General features: G+C 48.7%; 14 protein-coding genes and 1 pseudogene. 7 read left to right on the top strand and 8 right to left on the bottom strand.

Annotated features, from left to right (window positions below; genetic code table 11):
* Nucleotides 1-277 precede the first annotated feature (277 nt).
* Nucleotides 278-6,082: an autotransporter outer membrane beta-barrel domain-containing protein gene (locus AC3ISQ_RS00160; protein ID WP_489349976.1), complete on the bottom strand. Its 5,805-nt coding sequence runs from the start codon at nucleotides 6,080-6,082 to the stop codon at nucleotides 278-280.
* A gap of 534 nt (nucleotides 6,083-6,616) precedes the next feature.
* Here AC3ISQ_RS00160 and AC3ISQ_RS00155 point away from each other — a divergent pair.
* Complete coding sequence (locus AC3ISQ_RS00155) at nucleotides 6,617-7,279, top strand: helix-turn-helix transcriptional regulator (RefSeq protein WP_489349975.1); 663 nt, start codon at nucleotides 6,617-6,619, stop codon at nucleotides 7,277-7,279.
* 36 nt (nucleotides 7,280-7,315) lie between these two features.
* Here the strand turns inward: AC3ISQ_RS00155 and glyS are convergent, their stop codons facing one another.
* From glyS to AC3ISQ_RS00135, 4 genes and pseudogenes are all read right to left on the bottom strand, one after another.
* The gene (gene glyS, locus AC3ISQ_RS00150) at nucleotides 7,316-9,385 is read right to left on the bottom strand and encodes a glycine--tRNA ligase subunit beta (protein ID WP_489349973.1); all 2,070 of its coding nucleotides are present in this window, start codon (nucleotides 9,383-9,385) and stop codon (nucleotides 7,316-7,318) included.
* 9 nt (nucleotides 9,386-9,394) lie between these two features.
* Nucleotides 9,395-10,312 carry a glycine--tRNA ligase subunit alpha gene (gene glyQ, locus AC3ISQ_RS00145; RefSeq protein ID WP_489349971.1) on the bottom strand — a complete coding sequence of 306 codons (918 nt, stop codon included), beginning with the start codon at nucleotides 10,310-10,312 and terminating at the stop codon, nucleotides 9,395-9,397.
* Nucleotides 10,313-10,467: 155 nt separating this feature from the next.
* Nucleotides 10,468-10,798, bottom strand: a pseudogene (locus AC3ISQ_RS00140) (helix-turn-helix transcriptional regulator); the annotation flags it as partial.
* Between the two features lie 690 nt (nucleotides 10,799-11,488).
* Complete coding sequence (locus AC3ISQ_RS00135; protein WP_489349969.1) at nucleotides 11,489-13,477, bottom strand: autotransporter outer membrane beta-barrel domain-containing protein; 1,989 nt, start codon at nucleotides 13,475-13,477, stop codon at nucleotides 11,489-11,491.
* Nucleotides 13,478-13,675: 198 nt separating this feature from the next.
* Between AC3ISQ_RS00135 and AC3ISQ_RS00130 the strand changes: the two genes are divergently transcribed.
* From AC3ISQ_RS00130 to AC3ISQ_RS00120, 3 genes are all read left to right on the top strand, one after another.
* Nucleotides 13,676-14,248, top strand: coding sequence for a DNA-3-methyladenine glycosylase I (locus AC3ISQ_RS00130; protein ID WP_489349967.1), 573 nt, complete (start codon nucleotides 13,676-13,678; stop codon nucleotides 14,246-14,248).
* A complete protein-coding gene (locus AC3ISQ_RS00125) occupies nucleotides 14,215-14,673 on the top strand; it encodes an N-acetyltransferase (protein WP_489349965.1) in 459 nt (152 codons plus the stop codon). The genes AC3ISQ_RS00130 and AC3ISQ_RS00125 overlap by 34 nt, the downstream gene beginning before the upstream one ends.
* Nucleotides 14,674-15,071: 398 nt before the next feature.
* A complete protein-coding gene (locus AC3ISQ_RS00120) occupies nucleotides 15,072-16,040 on the top strand; it encodes a glycoside hydrolase family 18 protein (protein WP_489349963.1) in 969 nt (322 codons plus the stop codon).
* Here AC3ISQ_RS00120 and AC3ISQ_RS00115 read toward each other — a convergent pair.
* Complete coding sequence (locus AC3ISQ_RS00115; protein ID WP_489349961.1) at nucleotides 16,037-17,362, bottom strand: IS4 family transposase; 1,326 nt, start codon at nucleotides 17,360-17,362, stop codon at nucleotides 16,037-16,039. The two genes, AC3ISQ_RS00120 and AC3ISQ_RS00115, sit on opposite strands and share 4 nt — an antisense overlap.
* Before the next feature lie 494 nt (nucleotides 17,363-17,856).
* Between AC3ISQ_RS00115 and AC3ISQ_RS00110 the strand changes: the two genes are divergently transcribed.
* The gene (locus AC3ISQ_RS00110; RefSeq protein WP_489349959.1) at nucleotides 17,857-18,516 is read left to right on the top strand and encodes an OmpA family lipoprotein; all 660 of its coding nucleotides are present in this window, start codon (nucleotides 17,857-17,859) and stop codon (nucleotides 18,514-18,516) included.
* 30 nt (nucleotides 18,517-18,546) lie between these two features.
* Here the strand turns inward: AC3ISQ_RS00110 and AC3ISQ_RS00105 are convergent, their stop codons facing one another.
* Nucleotides 18,547-18,834 carry a type II toxin-antitoxin system RelE/ParE family toxin gene (locus AC3ISQ_RS00105; RefSeq protein WP_489349958.1) on the bottom strand — a complete coding sequence of 96 codons (288 nt, stop codon included), beginning with the start codon at nucleotides 18,832-18,834 and terminating at the stop codon, nucleotides 18,547-18,549.
* A complete protein-coding gene (locus AC3ISQ_RS00100) occupies nucleotides 18,824-19,072 on the bottom strand; it encodes a CopG family ribbon-helix-helix protein (protein ID WP_489349956.1) in 249 nt (82 codons plus the stop codon). Before AC3ISQ_RS00100 ends, AC3ISQ_RS00105 begins: the two co-directional genes overlap by 11 nt.
* Nucleotides 19,073-19,247: 175 nt before the next feature.
* Between AC3ISQ_RS00100 and AC3ISQ_RS00095 the strand changes: the two genes are divergently transcribed.
* Nucleotides 19,248-21,314, top strand: coding sequence for an alpha-amylase (locus tag AC3ISQ_RS00095; RefSeq protein ID WP_489349954.1), 2,067 nt, complete (start codon nucleotides 19,248-19,250; stop codon nucleotides 21,312-21,314).
* 134 nt (nucleotides 21,315-21,448) lie between these two features.
* Nucleotides 21,449-22,699 carry a valine--pyruvate transaminase gene (locus tag AC3ISQ_RS00090; protein WP_489349952.1) on the top strand — a complete coding sequence of 417 codons (1,251 nt, stop codon included), beginning with the start codon at nucleotides 21,449-21,451 and terminating at the stop codon, nucleotides 22,697-22,699.
* The last annotated feature ends 21 nt before the right edge of the window (nucleotides 22,700-22,720 follow it).

The raw sequence follows: 22,720 nt of genomic DNA, 5'->3' as shown, positions 1-22,720 counted from the left end.
CATACTTTTTCATCAGATTCCCTGCCGTCTTATGCGTTCCTTGCTTCATAAGGATAGATCAACTCACTACGCCATTCACCCTGCAAAGCACATTCAGCGGTAAAAGGCTTCGTCATGGTGCTACGAGAACTGCCAATGATCAATCATTCTCAGCCCGATGACGATGTTTGTTGTGGTCAACAGTTATTGTCCCCTTTATAAAGCACAAAAAAATATCCGGAAGTTATCAATAACCCCCGGATATTTGAGCACTATTTGCTAACTGGCAGTAACCCTATTAGAACAGGTATTTCACCCCCAGCATGGCACTGGTATCGCTATAGCCTTGATCACCAATTTGTTGACCCACATTACCCCACAAATTCAGGTTATTGTTGATCTGGCCTTCTACTCCTAATTTCAGCTCGCCAATATTGCCCGCACCAGCTTGATAGGTAGATACGCCGTCCATGTTCACCCCAATATTGCGAGTGTTGTGGATCCAGTTCATTTCAACAAAAGGTTCAAATTCGCGGTCTTTGCCTTCATCTTTAAGATGATGTCCTTTCATATAAGCCCGCAGTCCCAAACGCGTCATCAGGTTACCGTCACCTTCGCCACGCACGTAAGTGCCGTTAGCTTCTTGATGATCGTCAGCCTTCACCCCCATCCAGATAGCCTGTGCCTTAGGTTGGATAAAGTAAGCTGCACGCTCTTTCTCACCCAGTTTCCACGTATAGCCCGCTTCTACCGATGCGGTGAAACCGTCGGAATTATACTTTTCACCTGCTTGATCTTGGCCGTTTACCCGGTTCTTAAACCAGTTGTATTGCGCCCAACTATCCAAATACGCACCGCTCTTGTCTTCATTATTGGCATACCAAGTGCCGTACAGACCCACGCTGTAACCATTCACGGTGCCATCTGAACGGTAACCGCGCGCTCTCGAATGCGTGTTGCTCTGGTTGTTGGCATATCCGGCCATCATACCCAGATGCCAGCGGTCTAGGCTGTCACTGCTCCACTGCGCCAGATCTCCGCCCATTTGCAATACGTAGCGATTACTTTGCGTTTTCAACTGCCCACTGGTGTCGTTGAAACGGTTGTGGCCACCCACATTACGCAACCACAGACTGGTGACCTTCTTCTCGCCGGTCAATACGTCGGTATATTGCGTCTCACCCAAGCGATCGTGTAGGCGGGTGATAAACATAGTATTGGCCGCAGCCAAGTTACTAATGTAGCTCCCCGCTTCTGGACGAATAATTGGCGCATCCGTCGGAGTTGGCGTTGGATCCGGGGTAGGCGTTGGTACCGGATCTGGATCAGGCGTTGGTGTCGGATCTGGATCAGGCGTCGGTGTTGGTGTCGGATTGGTTAACGAAGACGTTAAATACCAGTTGTTGTTATTCGCCCCAGCACCTCGAGCCAACTCATAATCATACAGACCAGCGACGATACGCCCATTTTGCGCAAATTCACCGGCAGAGTTGCCATCAACGTGGATCAATTCAATACCGTTCAGTGTTTGCGCACCACTACCACCCAAGTTAGCCACGCTAACACGGCTGGAGCCAGATGTTGCCCCCTGTACAATCATCTTGTCGGTCGCGGAAGTGTCATCACCCAACACGGAGTTAAACAGTAGTGTGCTGCCTGCTAGACCGTCGTAGTTACCAGCGACAACCAACTGATTACCCGCGCGGGTTCCCCCCACGACAACTTGACCACTGTTCACCAAATTCCCACCAATACTGAAGGTGGATATCTCATTTCCCGCACGCAGCAGGCCATTCGCACCAGGAGAGCCCACAATGAACAGGCCTTGGTTATCTACATTACCGGCAACACCACCATAACCTGCCAAAGTCGCGCTAGAACCCACGTTGACCTGACGGCTCGCCAAGGTCACTGGCTGGCTGCTACTTCCTAGCAGCAATGTACCTTGCTGAATATCGGTGCTTCCCGTCCAGCTTGCGCTGTCATTCACTGACAACATACCTGCACCGGTTTTCACCACATCACCAGTACCGCTAACCGCATTCGTCAGCGCCCAGACCGTAGCATTATCAATCGTCAGCAGACCGTTATTTTCTACCGCTGCACCACCCAATTGATTGGCTTGGCTGACCGTCATTCCCGCATTTTGATCAATTTGGAATATGCCGCTAAATGCCTGGTTATCGCCATTAACGAAGACGTCACTGCCCTGAGAGAGTGAAACTTTCCCGTTATTACTCATCGCATTACTGAAATAACCGGTGGCATTATTCAATACCAGTGAGCCAGCGTTATCGATGTTACCAATACCTAAGCCGGTGACATCATCCAAAATAGCAGTGGCTCCCGCAGACAGGGTGGTATTCACCATGAGATCGGAATTGGCACCGTTAACATTCAATGTCCCACCATTCAGCACCAACGTACCACTACCGCTCAACAGTCCGGAGGTATCACCACCTTGATTTAAGGTCAATGAACCACCGCCGAACAGTACTTGGCTATCCGTTTCTGCCTGCAAGTTTTCTATCGTCTGCTTGTAACCATTGAGGTCGAAACTACTCTGTGCTGCTAACGCCAACGTCTGCGTTTGCCCCAACACATTGTCATTACCCATCTGCAACGTACCGCTGCGGACCTGTGTGTTCCCTAAATAATCATTGCCCATATTAGATAAGGAGAGTTGATTGCCATTACCGGTATCAATCGCTAGATCGCCACTCCCGGTAATTCGAGCACTCAGATCGGCTGCTGCCCCAGTTGCACCATTGCTGTCTAACAGCAATGCATCGACGCCCGTTTTCCCTTGCAGAGCAATTTGCGTCAGGCCATAGTTCACATACAAGCCATCAGTGCCTTTCGCGAGGCGATAATCCCAAGTGCCTTGCGCGACTGCAGTGCCGTTTTGAGTAATGTTCGCTGACACTGCGTCGGTAATGACATTACCCGCAAGATCCTGTAATACCAAATTACCGCCGCTACCGAGCACACCGCCGCTCGTGCCAATCAGTTTCAAACGCGCATCAGCATCATCTTGCGCCAATAACGACAGGCGACCATCAGGCATCGGTTTACCGTTCAGTACATCCTGCACATCTACCCGCACCGTGCCATTACCACGGATATCTAGGCTATTTGTGGTTTGAATCCGGTTTTGGACAGTGATTTCACCCGGAGTGACGCTACCAAAGTTAATCGTACCGCCGTTGAAAATCAGCCCACCTAATTGCTGCTCACCACTGCCCACCGTCACAGAAGACAGATCATCCAAGCGCAGAGTTGCCTGTCGCAAAGCGACTGTATTCAGATCTGATAATGCGTATTGGCTATTCCCCAACGCCAGCGTTCCGGTGAAAGTATTCACCGAACCATTGTCAGTGAAACCAAATGATTCACCGCTGGTATCAACCTGCATGATCCCGGCACCACTCAGCTTACTGTTTAGCGTCAGGGCTGAAGTATTTTTCACCTTCAGCAAGCTGCCGCTATCAATAGCAATATCCGTCAGAGCCTGACCAAAGGTAGCTAGCGTGTCGTTCAGGGTAAAGGTAGAGGCATTAGATAACTCGAGGTTGGTAAAACCTTGCATGGTCGCCGCGTCATTCAGCGCCCAAGTCGTATGGTCAAACACCAAGCTGTTATTGCCAGTACCACTTTGCAACGAACTGAATAGACGACTTTCTTGCGCAGTGACATTTTTTAGCAAGAAGGTGTCATTGCCTGCTCCGGTAATAAAATCATTACCTTGGCTGCCAGTTATCAGCGTGACGGTATTATCTCCCGCCAGCAAATTGACTTTACCGACAATGACCGCTCCGGCCGAGTTGGTAAATGCGACACCCGAGCCGCTGTTGTTGTATACCGCTTCAGCGCTACTGTTGGCGGCGGTGATACGCCCTTTATTCAGGAAACTGCTCACATGGCCGTTATCAATATCCACTACTGGCGCAGTCGTTGAAGCCGAGGTCAACATGCCAGATTGCACAATATTTCGGCTAGTTCCGTTCACACTCAGTGCAGAACCACCTTGTTGATGATTAACGTTGACGGTAATTCCCGTGCTGATGTCCCCTGACGAGTTGGTATTAATCCCGGTACCACCCGCGCCATTGACGTTAATCACCAACTGCTGTGCGTCCACCATCGACAGCACATTATCAGTCAGCCCAGACAATTTACTGAACAGCAAACCGTTGCCGCTACCTTCGACATTGATGGTACCGGAGCTACCCGCTGCCAACTGTGTTCCTGAGCGGATTGCAGACCCATCCTCTACCGTGATTCTGGCATTCTCCAGCTTGATATCGGCTAATTCAGCAGCGTTTTCAATGCCAGTGCCTAAATCCAAAATATTCAACGTGGCATCGGTAATCGACAGCCCAGTCGCACCATCATCAAGTAAAATACCGTGAGTTCCACCGGAAGTTTGAATCGTGCCAAACCCCGTCAATGCCAGTGAACCACCAGACGCGACACGATAAGCAGCCTCGCTACCTTCGGTGGTCAATGTCCCTAGGCCACTCACCGTAGATTTACCACCTTCAATGGTGATGGTCATGCCATTCACATTGATGGTGCCGTTATTTTCCAATTCAGCCGTGTCTAAACGCATCCAACTGCTTTCGGATGGTGACGTGGCCGTCAGGATATTCCCTGCATCAACCGTTACCTTGGCTCCATCTTTTGCAATAATGCCGGTAGAGCCTTCTCCAGTCAGCGTAAGCGACATATTGCCGATGTTTGCTGTACTGCCCGTTCCCTCAAGCAATAAACCGGTGGTGTTTTTGCCAGATAGCAGCAGATCGTTGCCTTCCTCTGCTTTCCCCTCAAACGACGCTTTCCCGTCGACTTTGAACAGTGTGGAACCCTCCGTCGCAATATCTTGTTGCTCGTAAGATCCTGATTTGATCTTCGTGCCTTCACCGCTAGCGTGATACCCGACTTGATTTACACCGTTAACAAACGTGACATAGCTATTGCCGCTCAGCTCAATCCCGCTGCCACTGAGTAAATACACTCCCGTAGCGCCATCACCACCGAGGTTGATGCCCCCAGTCATATCAGCTTTAGTATCTGTGCCCTCAAGCCATATCCCGGTATTCGTACCTTGTTTGACGTTAATAACACCGTTATGAGCAACGAGGCTCCCTTGTTCGACTTTAATACCAACGGAGTTAGTGCCATTCAGATTAATAGTGCCGTTATTACTGGCAGAGTTCTTACTGGCACCGTTTTTTACTAATAAGCCCGTGTTATTACTGCCTTCAATAGTAACCGTACCGCCCTGTATCAGCTGAACATCAGCACCGTCAGCATCGATCCCAATAGTATTGATTGAGTTTTGACCAACATTGATTTGCCCAGCATTAGCCAGCAGCCCTTCGCCTTTGATCGACAACAAACTGGAACCCGTACTTCCGTCAGTACTGATAACCCCGGTATTCACCAATGTGGCGCCATTTTTCAACTGAATAGCAGAAGCATTGCTGTCCAGCATCCGAATTTCTGCATTGGTGTTAACGTTTATCAGTGAACTTTTACCATCCGCAAGAATGAACGTACTGTCGTTAGCATCACCCAACGTCACTTGGGTTTTGGATATATATTCCAAATCCGTTTTTTTTGTGGCGCCGCTGGCGGATGACACCTTGAAGACAGAGGCTGGATTTGCTGCATCAGTCGTTGCTAATTTTATCTTGACGTTATTACTATCGGAAGCTTGCCAAGTTTCCTTTATCGTGCCGACGTTCACCGTTAACGTGCTGCCATTATCGACTTCAATCAAGTTGCGGTTAGTGTAAGTGCCATCGTCCGCGATACTGGCAAAACTGCCGGTCAGTGTTTCATTACCACCACTGCTAAAAATTTGCTGAGCCCCACCATCATTCGCTGAAAATGGGTTAACGGCAGCCGCCATTGCTGGTGTAGCAATCATCGCCGTCAACAGACAAAGACTTAACGAGCTGAACTTAAATATTGCGGTAATAGTTGGACTACCCTTTTCGCCGCCTAACTGAGATTTGACTTTCCCCCGAGATAACTCAGATACGACATCAAAGCGCCACAAAGAAGGGTTCCAAATAACCTTGAATATCCTGTTCATTCCACTCTCTCCATATTCTATTTGATTACATTGTTTTAATGGTGTTAAAAACAACATTCATTAGATTTCCATAAATAGAAAATCAATCCAATAAATGTATATTTATGATTTATGCTATAAGTTTTTTTTGCTTCTCAAGAAATAACTAGAGTTATCTTATATTCAACAAATAAATACATGCTCAGATTGAGCACATAGAATAGTGTGATGAGCACACGACTATCACCTTTGTCTAACGGTTGTTATTACCATCAAAAAAGTTAAAATCTCAGTGCTTATACTAATCCCGAACAAATCACTAAAGAAATAGGATGAATATTACTTAAGCAAGATAATTCCCAATTCACACTAAACTAATGGATTATCAATGGGGAACAGATGATAAATGGGAGGTGCATCACTCGAGGTATTATCATGATGAAATTAGGAATTTTCTCTATTTTATAAATATATTCCTACTTACTTAACCAGGTTGAATTGATAAGATGCACATTGACTAATGGATTAGGTGTTTGCTTTTACTTAAGGATAACTATGACAATTGTGGCCACATTAAGTCTGTCCACATTTTTTGATATCGGCTTGATGACGTTGATCGAAAAAATCAACCTCCAGAGAACGCCAGACAAATTGTTACGCTTGTCTCATTTCCACACTCTTGACGGGCTGCTTCATTTTTTAAAAATACACCAACCCAGCCTCGTTATTATTGATTACACCGCGTTAATCCCAAATTGTCTGGAAAGGTTGAACGATACCAAGAATTCTATGAAGGATCTTCGAATTATTACCATTATCAACGAACCGATTAGTGCTGTTGATACCGTTCTAATACACCATCTTTCTTGGAGCGTATTACGCAATCACAACTGTATTAAAGGGCTGAAAACGTTGCTCAATCATAGTGCAGAGCTAATCAGTTATGCTCGCACAAATTATATGCCCAATGACGTTCTATGGCTGCACTATTTTGATAACTACGGCCTCACTCGCCAAGAAGCTAAGGTTTTATATTACATACTATTAGGCAAATCAAACCGGGAAATGTCTGATCTCTTAGTGTTGAGTGATAAAACGATCAGCGGCTATCGCCAAAAAATCTATAACAAGTTTGGCATACACTCATTAGCTCAGCTTTACAGCATTATGAATGGCAAAGGGCATCGGTCTCCCGAGCTATTAACCGAAAAAAACTAAGGCGCCCGTAGGCGCCTTGATGAGCATATTTACCACTTATTGCAGCAGCGAAATATCTGCCACTTGCAGGAACAGTTCACGCAGTTTATTCAGTAGTGTCAGGCGGTTGACGCGCACCGCGTCGTCCTCAGCCATGACCATCACGTTATCAAAGAACGCATCTACTGGTTCGCGCAATGCGGCCAGTTCTACCAACGCTTCCTGATAGCGGCCTTCGGCAAAGAACGGCTCCAACTTATCGCGCAGCACAACTAAATGCGTTGCCAATTGGATTTCAGCCGCTTCTTTCAGTACCGAAGCATGAACACGATCATTCAGCGTATCAGTAGATTTCGCCAAAATGTTGGAAACACGTTTGTTGGCCGCTGCCAGGGTAGCCGCCGCTTCCAGAGTACGGAAGTGAGTCACCGCTTTAACGCGAGCATCGAAGTCTGCCGGCTTGGTTGGACGACGGGCCAGCACCGCTTGAATGGTATCGACAGCATGGCCTTCTTCCTGATACCAAGCGCGGAAACGACCGAGCATAAACTCAACCACTTCATCAACAACCTTGGTGTTAGTCAGCTTGCTACCGTACAAACGCACCGCTTCTTCAGTCAGGGTTTGCAAGTCCAACGACAGGTTCTTCTCGACAATGATACGCAATACACCCAACGCCGCACGGCGCAGAGCGAATGGGTCTTTATCACCTTTCGGATGTTGCCCAATGCCGAAGATACCGGCCAGAGTATCCATCTTGTCAGCGATCGCCAGTGAACAAGCCACCAACGATTGCGGCAAATCATCACCGGCAAAGCGTGGTTGATATTGTTCATTCAGCGCAACTGCCACATCTTCTGCTTCGCCGTCATGACGCGCATAGTGCATGCCCATCACGCCTTGAGTGTCGGTGAATTCGAACACCATGTTGGTCATCAGGTCACATTTCGACAGCAAACCCGCACGTGTAGCGTGATTAACATCGGCACCAATCTGCCCAGCCACCCAGCCAGCCAGCGCTTGGATACGATCGGTTTTGTCACGCAAAGTACCCAGTTGCTGTTGGAACAGCACGGTTTCCAGACGCGGTAGATTGTCTTCCAAACGCTTTTTGCGGTCGGTATTGAAGAAGAACTCAGCATCAGCCAGGCGCGGACGCACTACCTTTTCGTTACCGGAAATGATTTGCTGCGGATCTTTCGAATCGATGTTAGCAACGAAGATGAAGTTCGGCAGCAAGTTACCTGCGGTGTCGTAAACCGGGAAGTACTTCTGGTCGCCCTTCATGGTGTACACCAGCGCTTCTGCTGGCACTGCCAAGAATTTCTCTTCAAATTTGGCGGTCAGCACCACTGGCCATTCGACCAATGACGCCACTTCTTCCAGCAAGCTTTCGCTCAGATCGGCTTTGCCGCCAATCTTCAATGCAGCGGCTTCTGCGTCGCATTTGATCAGGGCTTTACGCTGTTCGTAATCCGCCACCACTTTGCCACGCTCCAGCAGGATCTGCGGATATTGATCGGCATTGTCGATAGTGAATTCAGGCTCGCCCATAAAGCGATGACCACGAATGGTTCGAGCAGAATCGATACCCAGTACGGTGCCAGGGATCAATTCATCACCGAGCAGCATAGTCACGGTATGAACCGGACGCACGAACTGAGTTTCTTTATCACCCCAACGCATCAGTTTAGGGATCGGTAATTTAGCCAGTGCGGTGCTCACCATGCCAGCCAGCAGCTCTTGTGCCGATTGGCCTTTTACATGAGCGCGATACAGCAGCCATTCACCTTTGTCGGTCGCCAAGCGCTCGGCTTGATCAACGGTGATACCGCAACCGCGTGCCCAACCTTCGGCCGCTTTGCTCGGTTTGCCTTCAGCGTCGAACGCCTGAGCAATGGCTGGGCCACGTTTTTCTACTTCACGATCGGCCTGTGCTGCGCTCAGGTTAGCGATTTTCAACGCCAAACGACGTGGTGCCGCGAACCAGTTAACAACACCGTGTGCCAAACCGGCGTTATCCAGTTCAGCGGTAAAGTTGGCGGCGAAAGCTTCGGCCAATGAACGAAGAGCCTTCGGCGGCAGCTCTTCCGTGCCGATTTCCACCAGGAAAGTCTGTTGAGTCATGGCTGCCTCTTAGTTCTCGTTCTTCTTGTTGCACATAGGGAAGCCCAGCGCTTCACGGGAAGCGTAGTAAGCTTCGGCAACGGCTTTAGTCAGCGTACGGATGCGCAAAATGTAGCGCTGGCGCTCGGTGACCGAAATCGCCTTGCGAGCATCCAATAAGTTGAAGGTATGACCCGCTTTGAGAATGCGTTCGTAAGCTGGCAGCGGCAATGGATTTTCCAGCGCTAGCAAGTGCTGCGCTTCTTTCTCATACTGCTCGAAGCAGGTGAACAGGAAGTCCACGTCGGCGTATTCGAAGTTGTAAGTGGACTGCTCCACTTCGTTCTGATGGAACACGTCACCGTAAGTGGTCACACCCAGCGGGCCCTTGCTCCACACCAGATCGTATACGCTGTCCACGCCTTGGATGTACATCGCCAAGCGCTCCAGACCGTAAGTGATCTCACCGGTAACCGGCTTACATTCCAGACCACCAACCTGTTGGAAATAGGTGAACTGCGTGACTTCCATGCCGTTCAGCCACACTTCCCAACCCAGCCCCCAGGCACCCAGCGTTGGGTTTTCCCAGTTGTCTTCGACGAAGCGAATATCGTGGATGGTTGGATCGAGTCCCAGCTCCTTCAGCGAACCGAGGTACAGTTCCTGAATGTTGTCCGGCGATGGCTTAATGATCACCTGGAACTGGTAATAGTGTTGCAAACGGTTAGGGTTTTCACCGTAACGGCCATCGGTCGGACGGCGAGAGGGTTGCACATAGGCAGCGGCAATCGGCTCTGGGCCAAGTGCGCGTAGGCAAGTCATCGGGTGAGAGGTGCCCGCGCCGACTTCCATGTCCAATGGTTGAACAATGGTGCAGCCTTGGCGCGCCCAGTAGTCCTGTAATGTCAGGATCAGGCCTTGAAAGGTCTTGGTATCAAACTTTTGCATGTTAGATTCGCACGCGATACAAGTGGATTTAAACGGAATGCGCCAGTATACCCGTTGACCGTAAGATATACAGCCCGAATCAAGCAACATGTATCAATCTTCGATAAAAATGGCTAGCTAACACTCTACACATGGGGGCTGAGCGGTGACAAATCTCACTTCACCTCAGGGAAGACAGGTCTAATCAATTTCAGTTCAACACTTAATCTAATAGCATGTTTGGCATTGGTAACCCCCAGTTTTTTAACTGCATTGCCAATATGATATTTTACGGTGGTAAGTTTTACCCCCCAAGATAAGTGCAATTTCCTGATAGGACTTACCCATACTTGCCCAGTAAATAATTTCATTCTCACGCGTTGAAAATAAATCTCGATTATTCATTTTATCAAAATCGGTAGTACTATTTATCTCTTGATAATGAGAAACAAGCCTCTCATGCATTGTCATCAAAAGCATCTGAAGTTTTTCTTTATTACTTTTTATTTCCCCTCTACATTATCGTCACAATGTTTATCCAGTAAAATGGATTAGACATATATACTCGTCATACTTCAAGCTACATCTTTGTTGGCTGCGTGCACTCACCCGAATCGCTTACTTGCCGCCTTGATGCAACTCGAATTATTTAGCGCATAAGACTTTCCTTGTAAAATCAAAAATTCATTAACAATACTTACATTAATACAATTACATAACTCAAGTTAGTTGATTTCAATCATTCAAAAAACACATCTCAACTCTAATAAATGATCACCACACTAGATAAAATAAATAGGGTCGAATTTCTTGGCAAGCAAAAAATCATGCAAATTATTTCACCTGGTGATTATTATCAAACTATTTAACATGGAGTAAACAACGAGTGGAACTACATAAGAAAAGCAACAGTCCGCGAATGAAGCTTAAAAAACCTCACTCCCACAAACTTATAGTTGTGATGAAAACAAATTGACAAAAACTCTTTAACTATATAATAATGGATTAAATAAAATTTCCCTGGTGTTGGCTAAATAGCCACCTGATCCTTATATAGGATCAGTTTTTTTATGCTTTCTAAATACTTTTTTATTGTTTAACAATAGTAAAGATTTTTAGCTATAAATAACAGTTGTACTAAAGTACAGTTTGGCACTGTACTTTCTCATTCGATAGATTATTTACCTCCCTCTTTTATTAAAATCTGGCGCTGACACCGACGTTATACATCGTTTGCTCACCGCTACTTAAACCACCGGTTTGCGAGACGGTAGCAAACGCCGCCACCTGATCGGTCAGCGGCATGTTCGCCCCAAGTGTCACATCGACCCAATTTTTATCCTGATTGGCAGTGTCACGGGTGAAACTGGTTTGACTGGATTTCAACCCACCACCGGCACGGTAAACGTCATCACCAAACTGATGCTGATAGCTCACTTCCGCGTAAGGATTAAATACGCCGAAGTTGGTATCCAACCGCCAACCCAGTGCACCAATTTGCGAATGGTAGGTTTGATCGTTAAAGCGCATGGCGGTGCTGTCGTCACCGTCTTCGCTATAGCCAGACACGTTGCTGTAATCCCAAGCAAATTGCGCCATTGGCCCGGTGGTTAAATAGGTGGTGATCGGAAAATCATAGCCGGCGGTCACGCGCGCCCCCCATTGTTTACCGTCGGTCGAACCGCTTTCAGTTCGTGTCAGCCCACCGAGTTGCATGCTGCGTTGAATATCGTCGTAATCCATAGTGGTGAAATGCAGATCGGCATTCACCCAACCCTGTTCAAACACGCTCAATGCCGTAAACGCCGAGAACAACAGGCCACGCCCGGTATATTCATAACGGCTGGAAGGTTGTTGATCGTCATTTGAAGCCGAAATCAAGCCACCAATCAGCCAATCGTCGGTTAATTGGTAATCCACACCGATAGTCAGATTGTGAGTCGTGGCATTACCATCACCAGCGGAAATATTAGCTGAATAATCATAATGTTGCCCAGCATAGCCACCGAACACACCGAGCGAGCCTTGCGGATTATCATTGGTACGCAATTGTTGGAAACGGCTATCCAGCGTCGTACGGCTATCACGCGCCATCGCCGCCGTAGCCTGGTTGAGCGCCACCGCCTGTGCCGGGCCATCAAGCACCGACTGAATATAATCAGCCACCAGCGCATGAGCCTGTGGGCTTGGGTGGAAATGATCGGCAAACAGGAAAGACTGACTGCTGTCGAACCCCGGCATGGTGGAGCTGCATACCGCCGCCGAAACTCCCGGTGGGCAGGCCATCCCGGCGGTATTGGTGAAACCAAACTGCGCTGGATGAGTAATGACTTCATTGAAGAGTTTATTCACATCAACGCGCACGATATTGCCGCCACCCTGTGCCAATAGGCTATCTTCAGTTTGATTGTATAAATCGGTGAGTTGCCCGGCCTGAGCGCTCAAGCTGTCGTAGGCAGCGATCAACTGTTCGGCAATCGCCTGTTGTACTTGAGGATTCGCATCACCCAACGCCGCCGCTGAGGTCAAAGCTTGGTGTATGACTTGTTGTCGCGTGGTGCTGTCCGGCGTTGCCAACGAATTCAACGTGGCATAAGCCGCCAAAGTCGCCGCGCCCTGCACAGGGCCTAACGCCTGCTGGATAATTAATTCCATCAGTTGCGGCGTAGAACCAATATTCGGCACCGTTGGGACGATCACCGTTCCTGCCCCGGCACTCAGCAGTGAACGTACTTGCGCTGCTGCAGCGGCCGCACTGTTGTATGTCACGCCCGCCGCAGTTGTCGGGTTCATCGCCGCCGCCGCCAGATCGTTACCGCCAATCCAGTGAATATACAGACCGTCGCCGTCGGCACGGCCATTCATCTGCCCAAGATAATTTTGCAGTTGCTGCTGAGTATTATCCGCCGGGTTCAGCGCAGGTACCGCCGTACCGCCCCCCGCCGCATAGTTGTATCCACCATTGTCCGAGGCCACCAACGCCGCACCAATCCGTTGCGCTAGTATTTCGTCGTACAGTAAATGTTGGTTGCTATCGTAAGTGAATCGGCCATTGTTACCGGTGTCGCTCAGGCTATCGCCAAAAACATACAGTTGGTCATAAGCCGATGCCGGTAAAGTGATACAAAATACTAAAACCACTGCCAGCACCGCAGGACGCGGCGCACGAAGAATTTTTAGAGGCATGGGTCGACTCCTGAGAGCCAGCAAATGAAAGAAGCTACATTTTTATCATTGACCCATTTTTTTGCGGGTCATGTAATAACTATTGCCTGCTTTCTTGTCACGTCAAGCTAATCGGTGAGGAAACCATCAGAAGCTTGCCATGTGTGGCATTTCGAGTGATGATTACTGTAAATAAATACAGCACAAGGAGATGAGGTAATGAGCAAAGAACGTTGCGGTTGGGTCACTGCCGATCCGTTGTATCTGGAGTATCACGATCAGGAATGGGGAACTCCCACCACCGATACACGCGAGCTGTTTGAAATGCTGTGTCTGGAAGGTCAGCAAGCCGGGCTTTCTTGGATCACCGTGCTAAAAAAACGCGAAAACTATCGCCACGCTTTCCATAATTTTGATCCGCAAAAAGTCGCCGCGATGACTGAACAAGACGTCGAACGACTGCTGCAAGACAGCGGTATTATCCGTCACCGCGGCAAGATAGAAGCCATCATTGGCAATGCCAAAGCGTATCTAGCGATGGAAGCCGCCGGTGAGAATTTTGTCACCTTTATCTGGGCCTTTGTCGACGGCAAACCCCAACTGAACCGCTGGCAAGAACTGGGGCAGGTTCCCGCAAAAACAGAAACGTCGGATGCGATGTCCAAAGCATTGAAAAAACGCGGCTTCAAGTTTATCGGTTCCACCATCTGTTATGCCTTTATGCAGGCCAGCGGCTTGGTGAACGATCATCTGACAGGATGTTTCTGCCACCCAAAGCAGCACAAGGCGTGATCCGCGCCAGTACCGCTGCCGATCTTGAGCCGTTGATGAAACTGTGGCAAACCAGTACCACGCTGGCACACCCTTTTATCAGCGCTGACTATTGGCAACAAAGCGCCCAACTGGTGCGCGAAAGCTATCTGCCACGGGCGTTAACTTGGGTTTATTGGCATCAGGGTGAGATCGCTGGTTTTATCAGCGTGTTGGATGAACGTTTTATCGGCGCGTTGTTTGTCGAGCAAGCTTACTATGGCAAGGGCGTTGGACTGGCGTTAATGCAGCATGTGCAGCAGCGCTACCGCTGGTTGAGTCTGGAAGTGTACGAAGACAACCTGCGTGCCTGTGCTTTTTATCGCAAATCAGGATTTCATCAGGTTGAACGTTTGTTCAATCAGGAGACTCAAGCACATACGTTGATCTTGAATTGGTCACGTTGAGCCCTTCACTCGGCAACCTCAGGTATTTTGTTATTCTGGTAGTTTGACAGAATACCTTGTTAATACCGAGCGTTACCCCCGTCCTTTTGAATCAAATTAATGATACTCACTGAGTCATCTTTCGAAATAAACCCCTCACGTTTACGAACAATGCTTAATAAAAAAATAATCCTCATTATATCCTGTAATAAGTGACAGGATCCTCAATTAAATAACTTTACATGAGATAACAAATTGTAATTCAACAATAAAATAAAAAACAATTAATTTGATAAAACAACGAATTCAACCAGAATGATTAGCATCATATCTAAATAAAAAACCGAGCACTCATTATTCAAAAACACGCCATAAACTCAACCACCTGAAAAATGTTCTTATATTCGCGAGGTAATATCATGTCTACTTTATATACTCCATTTATTGACGTTACTATTAATGCTCTTTGGAGTGACTGGCAAAACTACCCACAAGGAAGGCCCAATCCGATTTATTACGAACGAGTGATCCAATGGAAAGTTGATGGGTTGGTTTTTGGTTTTCTAACGCTTGAACCAGTATCAAAAACCCCATGTTGGGCGGCCAGTTCCGCTATGCCGTTAGAGTGGGCTCTTCCTCTGGCCGAAGAGCTCAATAGTGTTGGCCGGTCAGTGATTATTTCATTCGGTGGTGCAAGCAATTCTGATATCTCGACCCATTTCAGTATCACGGAGCTCGAGGAGATTTATCTCTCTACTATTGAAATGTATGATGCAAAAGGACTGGATTTTGACTTGGAGAATGGTCTCTATGATGCCGTGAAAATTTGCACTGCACTAAAAAATGTCGCCATCCGTAAACCTCATGTCGCCATCAGTTTTACTCTTGCTACATTGCCTACGGGTTTGAATCCACAAAGTGTAGAGATCCTTGAACTCGCTAAAAAAGAGGGTTTTGATTTCAGCGTAAATGGTATGGCAATGGATTATTATTTTGGCACAGATACCGATATGGGTAAGGCTGCGGTAGATGCAGCGTTGAGTATTAGTGCCCAACTCGCACCACTTTACCCTGAGCTTAGTGAAGCCCAGCGTTTGGCTAAAGTGGCCATCACTCCAATGATTGGCCTCAATGATGACTTAAGTATGTTTAAGCTGGACGATGTCAATACGTTAGCTCGATTTGCGAAAATCAACCCTTTGAAGTTTATCGGTATCTGGTCATTTAATCGTGATAATCCATCGAGCTATACCTATGTTGATCTTGAAACCAGCAGCAACCCTGAACAGAGAGTATCAGGAGAATACTCACAGTTATTTGTCTCAGGGCTAAACGCGGTTACCCCCCCAAAAAAACCGCATCACTACGGCCTAATGCCGTTCACTTAAGCCTCACGTGACTTATAGCTGAACGGATATTTAGGTGGAATATAAAGCACTGAACGAGAATATCGTCGGTGCTTTCTTTTTTCCGGAAGAATAAACGCTTTTACATTTTCCCTCATTCCTTTCAGATGATTAGGGATATTCCCTGCGGCACCTTTACCACTCACCCGAGCCTGTGACACCAGAATGTTTAACGCAGCGACAAAGCTTATTCGTGTCGGTATGACCCCGGCTTCCCCGGCAATATCTACCATTTCTTTTCTCAGCAGATTGTAGGAGATCAGTATCCCCCATAATTCTTGCTTTACGCCCTCTGGAAAGCGGCTCCTCAGGGTGACTTCCCCTTTCAGTTGTCGCCGTTTCAGTTCGCCATAACCCAGTTCAATTTCCCAGCGCTCCCAATAAATACGCAATAAATCTTCTACCGGATAGGCCGCAGGATCGGTCATGGACGTGAGAAATCCGGTGATCTTTCCTTTACCGCCGCCGCTGACATAGCTCACCATTCTTGCCCGCCAGACATCCGGTAGATGCGGAGCCGCCTTACGTGCCTGTGGAGAAACCGGCATCTCAATTAGCATGTCGTAATCGCTGTATCGTTCGATGACCTGATAGCGAAGCTTGCTTTTTACGGGCGTCAGCCAGTGAGTACAGCGTCCCGCCTGTTGCCATTCGATGAAAAAAGCGGCGCTGAAATAGCACCGGTCAAACAGTGTCAGAGTATGGTCTGGAGCAGAAGAAATCAGACGATGAGCCAGCGTTAACTCGCCTTCGGCTACGCCTCCGAACGCGGCATCCAGCAACATATGAGAGTGGGTTGCCATCAGTGCGACCATACGTACTTGAGGGAATGTGCCCGCGGAGGGGTCAATAAAACCAAAAGCCGCTGCGTTATCCGGTGAGTCCGGTGTGCGAAAAAGCGTCCCATCAACACTCAACACACGGAGTCCATGGAAAGTAGCCGGTCCGAGAGCAGCAGGCTGCCATGCTTCATTGCAGGCATGAAAAAGATAGCGAAGCGGTGCTTCCCCCAGTCGTTGGCGTGCAGCGGTTAACACACTGGGTGCGAGGCTTTGGTAGGTGTCATCGGGTTGAAGAACGATATCCAGATGGTGACAGACGTCCTTGATGGATAAGTCTCGCAACAACCCCATCATAAGGATGAGCCATACGGCCTGTTCAGCAGGCAGGCGACGTCTGCGAATACTGGCTTTCTGGCAGGCGGTCAGCGCTTGGTGTATCCAAGCGGGGTCAAGCGAGCGTGAAAAAGCATCCAGCTCAGAAGAAAAAGCATCGACGACAAAATCCATATCATGTTCAGACATAAAAAATCCGGGAGCAGAGGGCTGATCCCGGATTGTCTCTTACTGGTAGGATCGTTCAAGTACTCTTAAACGATCGGCATTACATCACTACGGCCGGGCCTGCGCTCAGCAACAACACGGTGCAAAAAAGTGTAGATAAATATGGGCAGCGAATGCTATCAGAGACAAAATGGTGAATGCATTCTAAGATATTCCTTCCTTTGATGAAAATCGACTGTAATGTCACGATATCGTGCTGCCTCCCGCCACCGGAAGGCAGCAAAGCATGCAAAATACAACTCCCTTGCTAACTTTCAGCTTACTCTGCTTTTCTTCCCCTTATTTACCGGATAATTTGCGCGCCAGGAAAGGGACATTCACGCGTGCTTAAACTTTGTCACGCTTTTTGCGGAACCGTCTGGCAAAAAATACGTCATATTAGCGCGCTGGGATCGACGTCCCTTGAACAACTGATGATTTGGCACCTCGTTACCCTGAGGCCTTAAGGAAAAAACATGAAAAAACGCGTTGCGATTATTGCCGGTGCAGTGGCTATGACTCTGGCTCTGTCGGCTTGTACTACTAACCCTTACACCGGTGAATCTGAAGCGGGTAAAGCCGGGATTGGCGCTGGCTTAGGTGCCGCCTTAGGTGCCGGGATTGGCGTCCTGTCCTCTTCTAAGAGCGATCGCGGCAAAGGTGCGTTGATCGGTGCTGCGGCGGGTGCTGCATTGGGTGGTGGCGCTGGTTACTACATGGATGTGCAGGAATCGAAACTGCGTGACAAAATGAAAGGCACTGGCGTTAGCGTGACTCGTCAAGGCGATAACATCGTGTTGAACATGCCAAATAACGTCACCTTCGATACCAACAGCAGCACCCTGAAACCAGCCGGTGCCAACACCCTGACCGGCGTGGCAATGGTATTGAAAGAGTATGAGAAAACCGCCGTTAACGTGGTGGGCTATACCGACAGCACGGGTTCCCGTGAACTTAACATGAAGCTGTCACAACAACGTGCAGATGGTGTAGCCAGCTCGCTGATTACCCAAGGCGTGTCCGCTGGCCGCATCCGCAGTACTGGTGCAGGCCCGGATAACCCAATCGCTTCAAACAGCACCGCTGAAGGCAAGGCGCAGAACCGCCGCGTCGAAATTACCCTCAGCCCGCTGTAATATTTCCATGCGGGGTGTCATGCCCCGCTATTACCAATGCTTTTCTGGCGGGCGTCTGCGGGTGTGAAATACTCTGAGTATCTGTATTTCTTCACCTTTCACCCGGTATGGGATCAAATAAGGAAAAGCTTGCATGACAATTTCCCTTGTCCCTAAAACCCTCCCCGCTCGTCCCAAAGCCGGGTTTAAAAGTAATAAACTCACTAGCCGAAAAACCTCTTTAGCAAACTCTTTAGCTGCATGTGGATTTTCCTCATAAAGCCAATCATATTCAGCATCAAAATTGGCAGCGGCTTTCCTTAGCCATTTAATTTTCATCGCTATTTATCACTCCCATGCGTTTGAAACGAGCCTCCATTTCCGCGTCTGAAACAAAATCCCCTTTATCTGCCTCAACAATAGCTTGCTGAATTTCGGTAATTTGCCACGCTTCACGGTTTAGAAAATCTTGGATGGCTTGTCCCGCAAGAAAAGACTTAGTTCTGCCCGTGGCTTTAGCTAATGCTTCGAGTTGCTCACTAATATCTTCAGATAATCGTACTGACATGACGCTCATAAACTCACCCCGCACTACAATGTATACATTGTAGTGTAGGCGATAAAACAACCTAAAAGAAGATATTCCTCTCCTCCTCCTTCATCCTCCTCCTTAAAATCCCTTTTCTGGGATGAGGTTATTTTTTCTCCGCTCGGCAAACTGGATACCCCCCGCTCGTTGCCGAAGGAAAGCCATGAAACGCCTGACACTGCCTCTGTTGTTATTACTGCCCACTTCCGCGCTGGCAAGTTGGACGCTGCAAGGTTTTCCGCCGTTTAATGAAGCCACCAGTGGCATCTTGACCAGTCAGGTGAGTTTACCCAAAGGGCAATTGCCGCTGAAAATCTATCAGGATCAACAATGTTGGCAGCCTATCGAAGCGGTAAAACTGAATCAGACGCTGTCGTTGCAACCTTGTGGTGATAACCCGCCGGTCAATTGGCGCTTGTTTCGTGACGGTGATTATCAAGTACGGATCGATACCCGCAGCGGCACACCCACACTGCAATTGAGCCTGAAACAAAACGCGCCGACCGAAGCCAGCACGGTTACCCGTAGTTGCCAGCGTTGGGATGGCAAGCCGGTGACAATTGATGTTCGCAACACCTTCAGCGAAGGCGAAACAGTACGCGATTTCTACTCTGGCCAAACCGCCAAGGTCAGCTTAGGCAAAGTCACGCTACAACCCGCAGCAAACAGTGGCGGTTTACTGCTATTGGAATCTGCGAGTACCGATAAACCAGCGCCGTTCAGTTGGCAAAATGCCACGGTCTATTTTGTCCTGACCGATCGCTTTGCCAACGGCAATCCAGCAAACGATCACAGCTATGGTCGTCGTAGCGACGGTATGCAAGAAATTGGCACCTTCCACGGTGGCGATCTGGCTGGGTTAACGCAAAAACTGGATTATCTGCAACAGCTTGGCGTTAACGCGCTATGGATAAGCTCGCCACTGGAGCAAATTCATGGTTGGGTCGGCGGCGGCACCAAAGGAGATTTCCCGCACTACGCCTATCACGGTTATTACGCGCTGGACTGGACCAAACTCGACGCCAATATGGGTAACGAACAAGATTTGCGCCAACTGGTTGAACAGGCGCACCAACGCGGTATTCGTATTCTGTTTGATGTGGTGGTGAACCACGTTGGCTACGCTACGCTGGCGGATATGCAAAGTTTTCAGTTCGGCTCGCTCTATTTACAGGGCGATGAAGTGGAAAAAACGTTGGGTAAGCACTGGGGTGATTGGCAACCCGGCAAGAGCCAAAACTGGCACAGCTTTAATGATTATATCAACTTCAGCGACAAAACAGGTTGGGCACCGTGGTGGGGTAAAAACTGGATCCGCACCGATATCGGTGATTACGATTCGCCGGGTTATAACGATCAAACCATGTCACTGGCCTTCCTCCCGGACATCAAAACTGAAGCCACTGCCGCCAGCGGTTTACCGCTGTTTTACCGTCACAAACCCGATACGGCTGCCCGAGACATCCCCGGTGCCACCACCCGCGACTACCTGACAATTTGGCTCAGCCAATGGGTGCGTGATTTCGGCATTGATGGTTTCCGCGTTGATACCGCCAAACACGTCGAAAAAACCACGCTGGCATTGCTAAAACAGCGTGCCACCACCGCGCTAGCGGAGTGGAAGGCAGCCAATCCACAACAAGCGTTAGATGATGCGCCGTTCTGGATGACTGGCGAAGCCTGGGGACATGGCGTGATGCAGAGCGATTATTACCAAAATGGCTTTGACGCGATGATCAACTTTGACTTCCAAGATCAAGCGGCACAGGCGCTAGGTTGTTTCTCTAATATCGACGCCACCTATCAGCAAATGGCCGACAAACTGCAAAATTTCAACGTGTTGAGCTACCTGTCGTCCCACGATACACGTTTGTTCTTTAGCAGCGATGCCAAAGGCTCATTACCACTACAGCAACGAGCAGCTGATTTGTTGTTGCTGGCTCCTGGAGCAGTACAGATTTATTACGGTGACGAAAGTGGACGTGCTTTCGGCGCAACAGGCTCCGATCCACTGCAAGGTACACGCTCCGATATGAATTGGGATGAATTACAGGCCACCAACGCGCCGCTACTAACGCATTGGCAACGCCTCGGTGAGTTCCGCGCTCGCCACCCCGCCGTTGGTGCAGGTACACAGTTATCGCAACAAACAGAGAAGTACTACACCTTCAGTCGCCAGCACCAAAACGACAAGATAATGGTAGTGTGGGTTGGCGATCGTTCACACTAATTCTGGAATGATCTGCTAACAAAGAAAGATTGGGTAACATTTATGTCCGTCGATGGTTTTATCGTCGGATTGCGTCGAGATTTGTCAGGGGGTATGGTGGGCGCCTATTGGCTAATAACAACACTGTAACACTTATGACTTTTTCACTTTTCGGCGACAAATTTACCCGTTACGCGGGCATCACCCGTTTAATGGACGATCTGAACGAAGGCCTGCGGACTCCCGGCGCCATCATGCTTGGCGGCGGTAATCCAGCACAAATTCCAGAGATGGAAAGCTACTTCAAACAGCTATGCCAAGAAATGCTCGATCAAGGCAAGCTCACCGAAGCGTTGTGTAACTATGACGGCCCGCAAGGTAAAGACGCATTGCTAAAAGCACTGGCAAATTTGCTACGTGAGGAGCTCGGTTGGCAGATCGAGCCGCAGAATATTGCACTGACAAACGGCAGTCAGAGCGCGTTTTTCTACTTGTTCAACCTGTTCGCCGGTCGTTATGCCGATGGTAGCCGCCGTCGCGTACTGTTCCCGCTGGCGCCGGAATATATCGGCTATGCCGATGCTGGCTTAGACGAAGGGCTTTTTGTTTCAGCCAAACCGAATATCGAACTGCTGCCAGACGGCCAGTTCAAATATCACGTTGATTTCGAACACCTGAATATTGGTGACGATATCGGTATGATCTGCGTATCACGCCCAACTAACCCGACCGGCAACGTCATCACCGACGAAGAGTTGATCAAGTTAGACGCACTCGCGCAGCAACGCGATATTCCGCTGGTGATCGATAACGCTTATGGCGTACCGTTCCCTAGCATTATCTTCAGCGAAGCCACACCGCTGTGGAACCCGAATATCATTCTGTGTATGAGCCTGTCCAAACTGGGTCTGCCGGGTTCGCGCTGCGGGATTGTGGTAGCAGATGAAAAGACCATCACCGCGTTAACCAATATGAACGGCATCATTAGCTTGTCTCCGGGCAGTATTGGGCCAGCAATAGCGACAGAGATGATTGAGCGAGGCGACCTGCTGCGTTTATCTAACGAGGTAATTCGTCCGTTCTATAAGCAACGCGTCGAACATACCATCGAGATTATCCGCCGTTATCTACCTGCTGAGCGCTGCCTGATCCACAAACCAGAAGGTGCCATCTTCCTCTGGCTATGGTTCAAAGATTTACCGATCACCACCGAATTGCTATACCAACGCCTGAAAAAGCGCGGCGTCTTGATGGTGCCGGGGCATTACTTCTTCCCCGGACTAGAACATGAATGGCCGCATACGCACCAATGTATGCGCATGAACTATGTGCCAGATCCCGAGAAGATTGAGCAAGGCGTGAAAATTTTGGCGCAAGAGATCGAACGCGCTCATCAGGAAGGTTGATATAAAAACCGGGGATGACTC

This window comes from Serratia sp. KH_031, from assembly GCF_057839655.1.
This window is presented reverse-complemented; position numbering and strand designations above follow the sequence as displayed.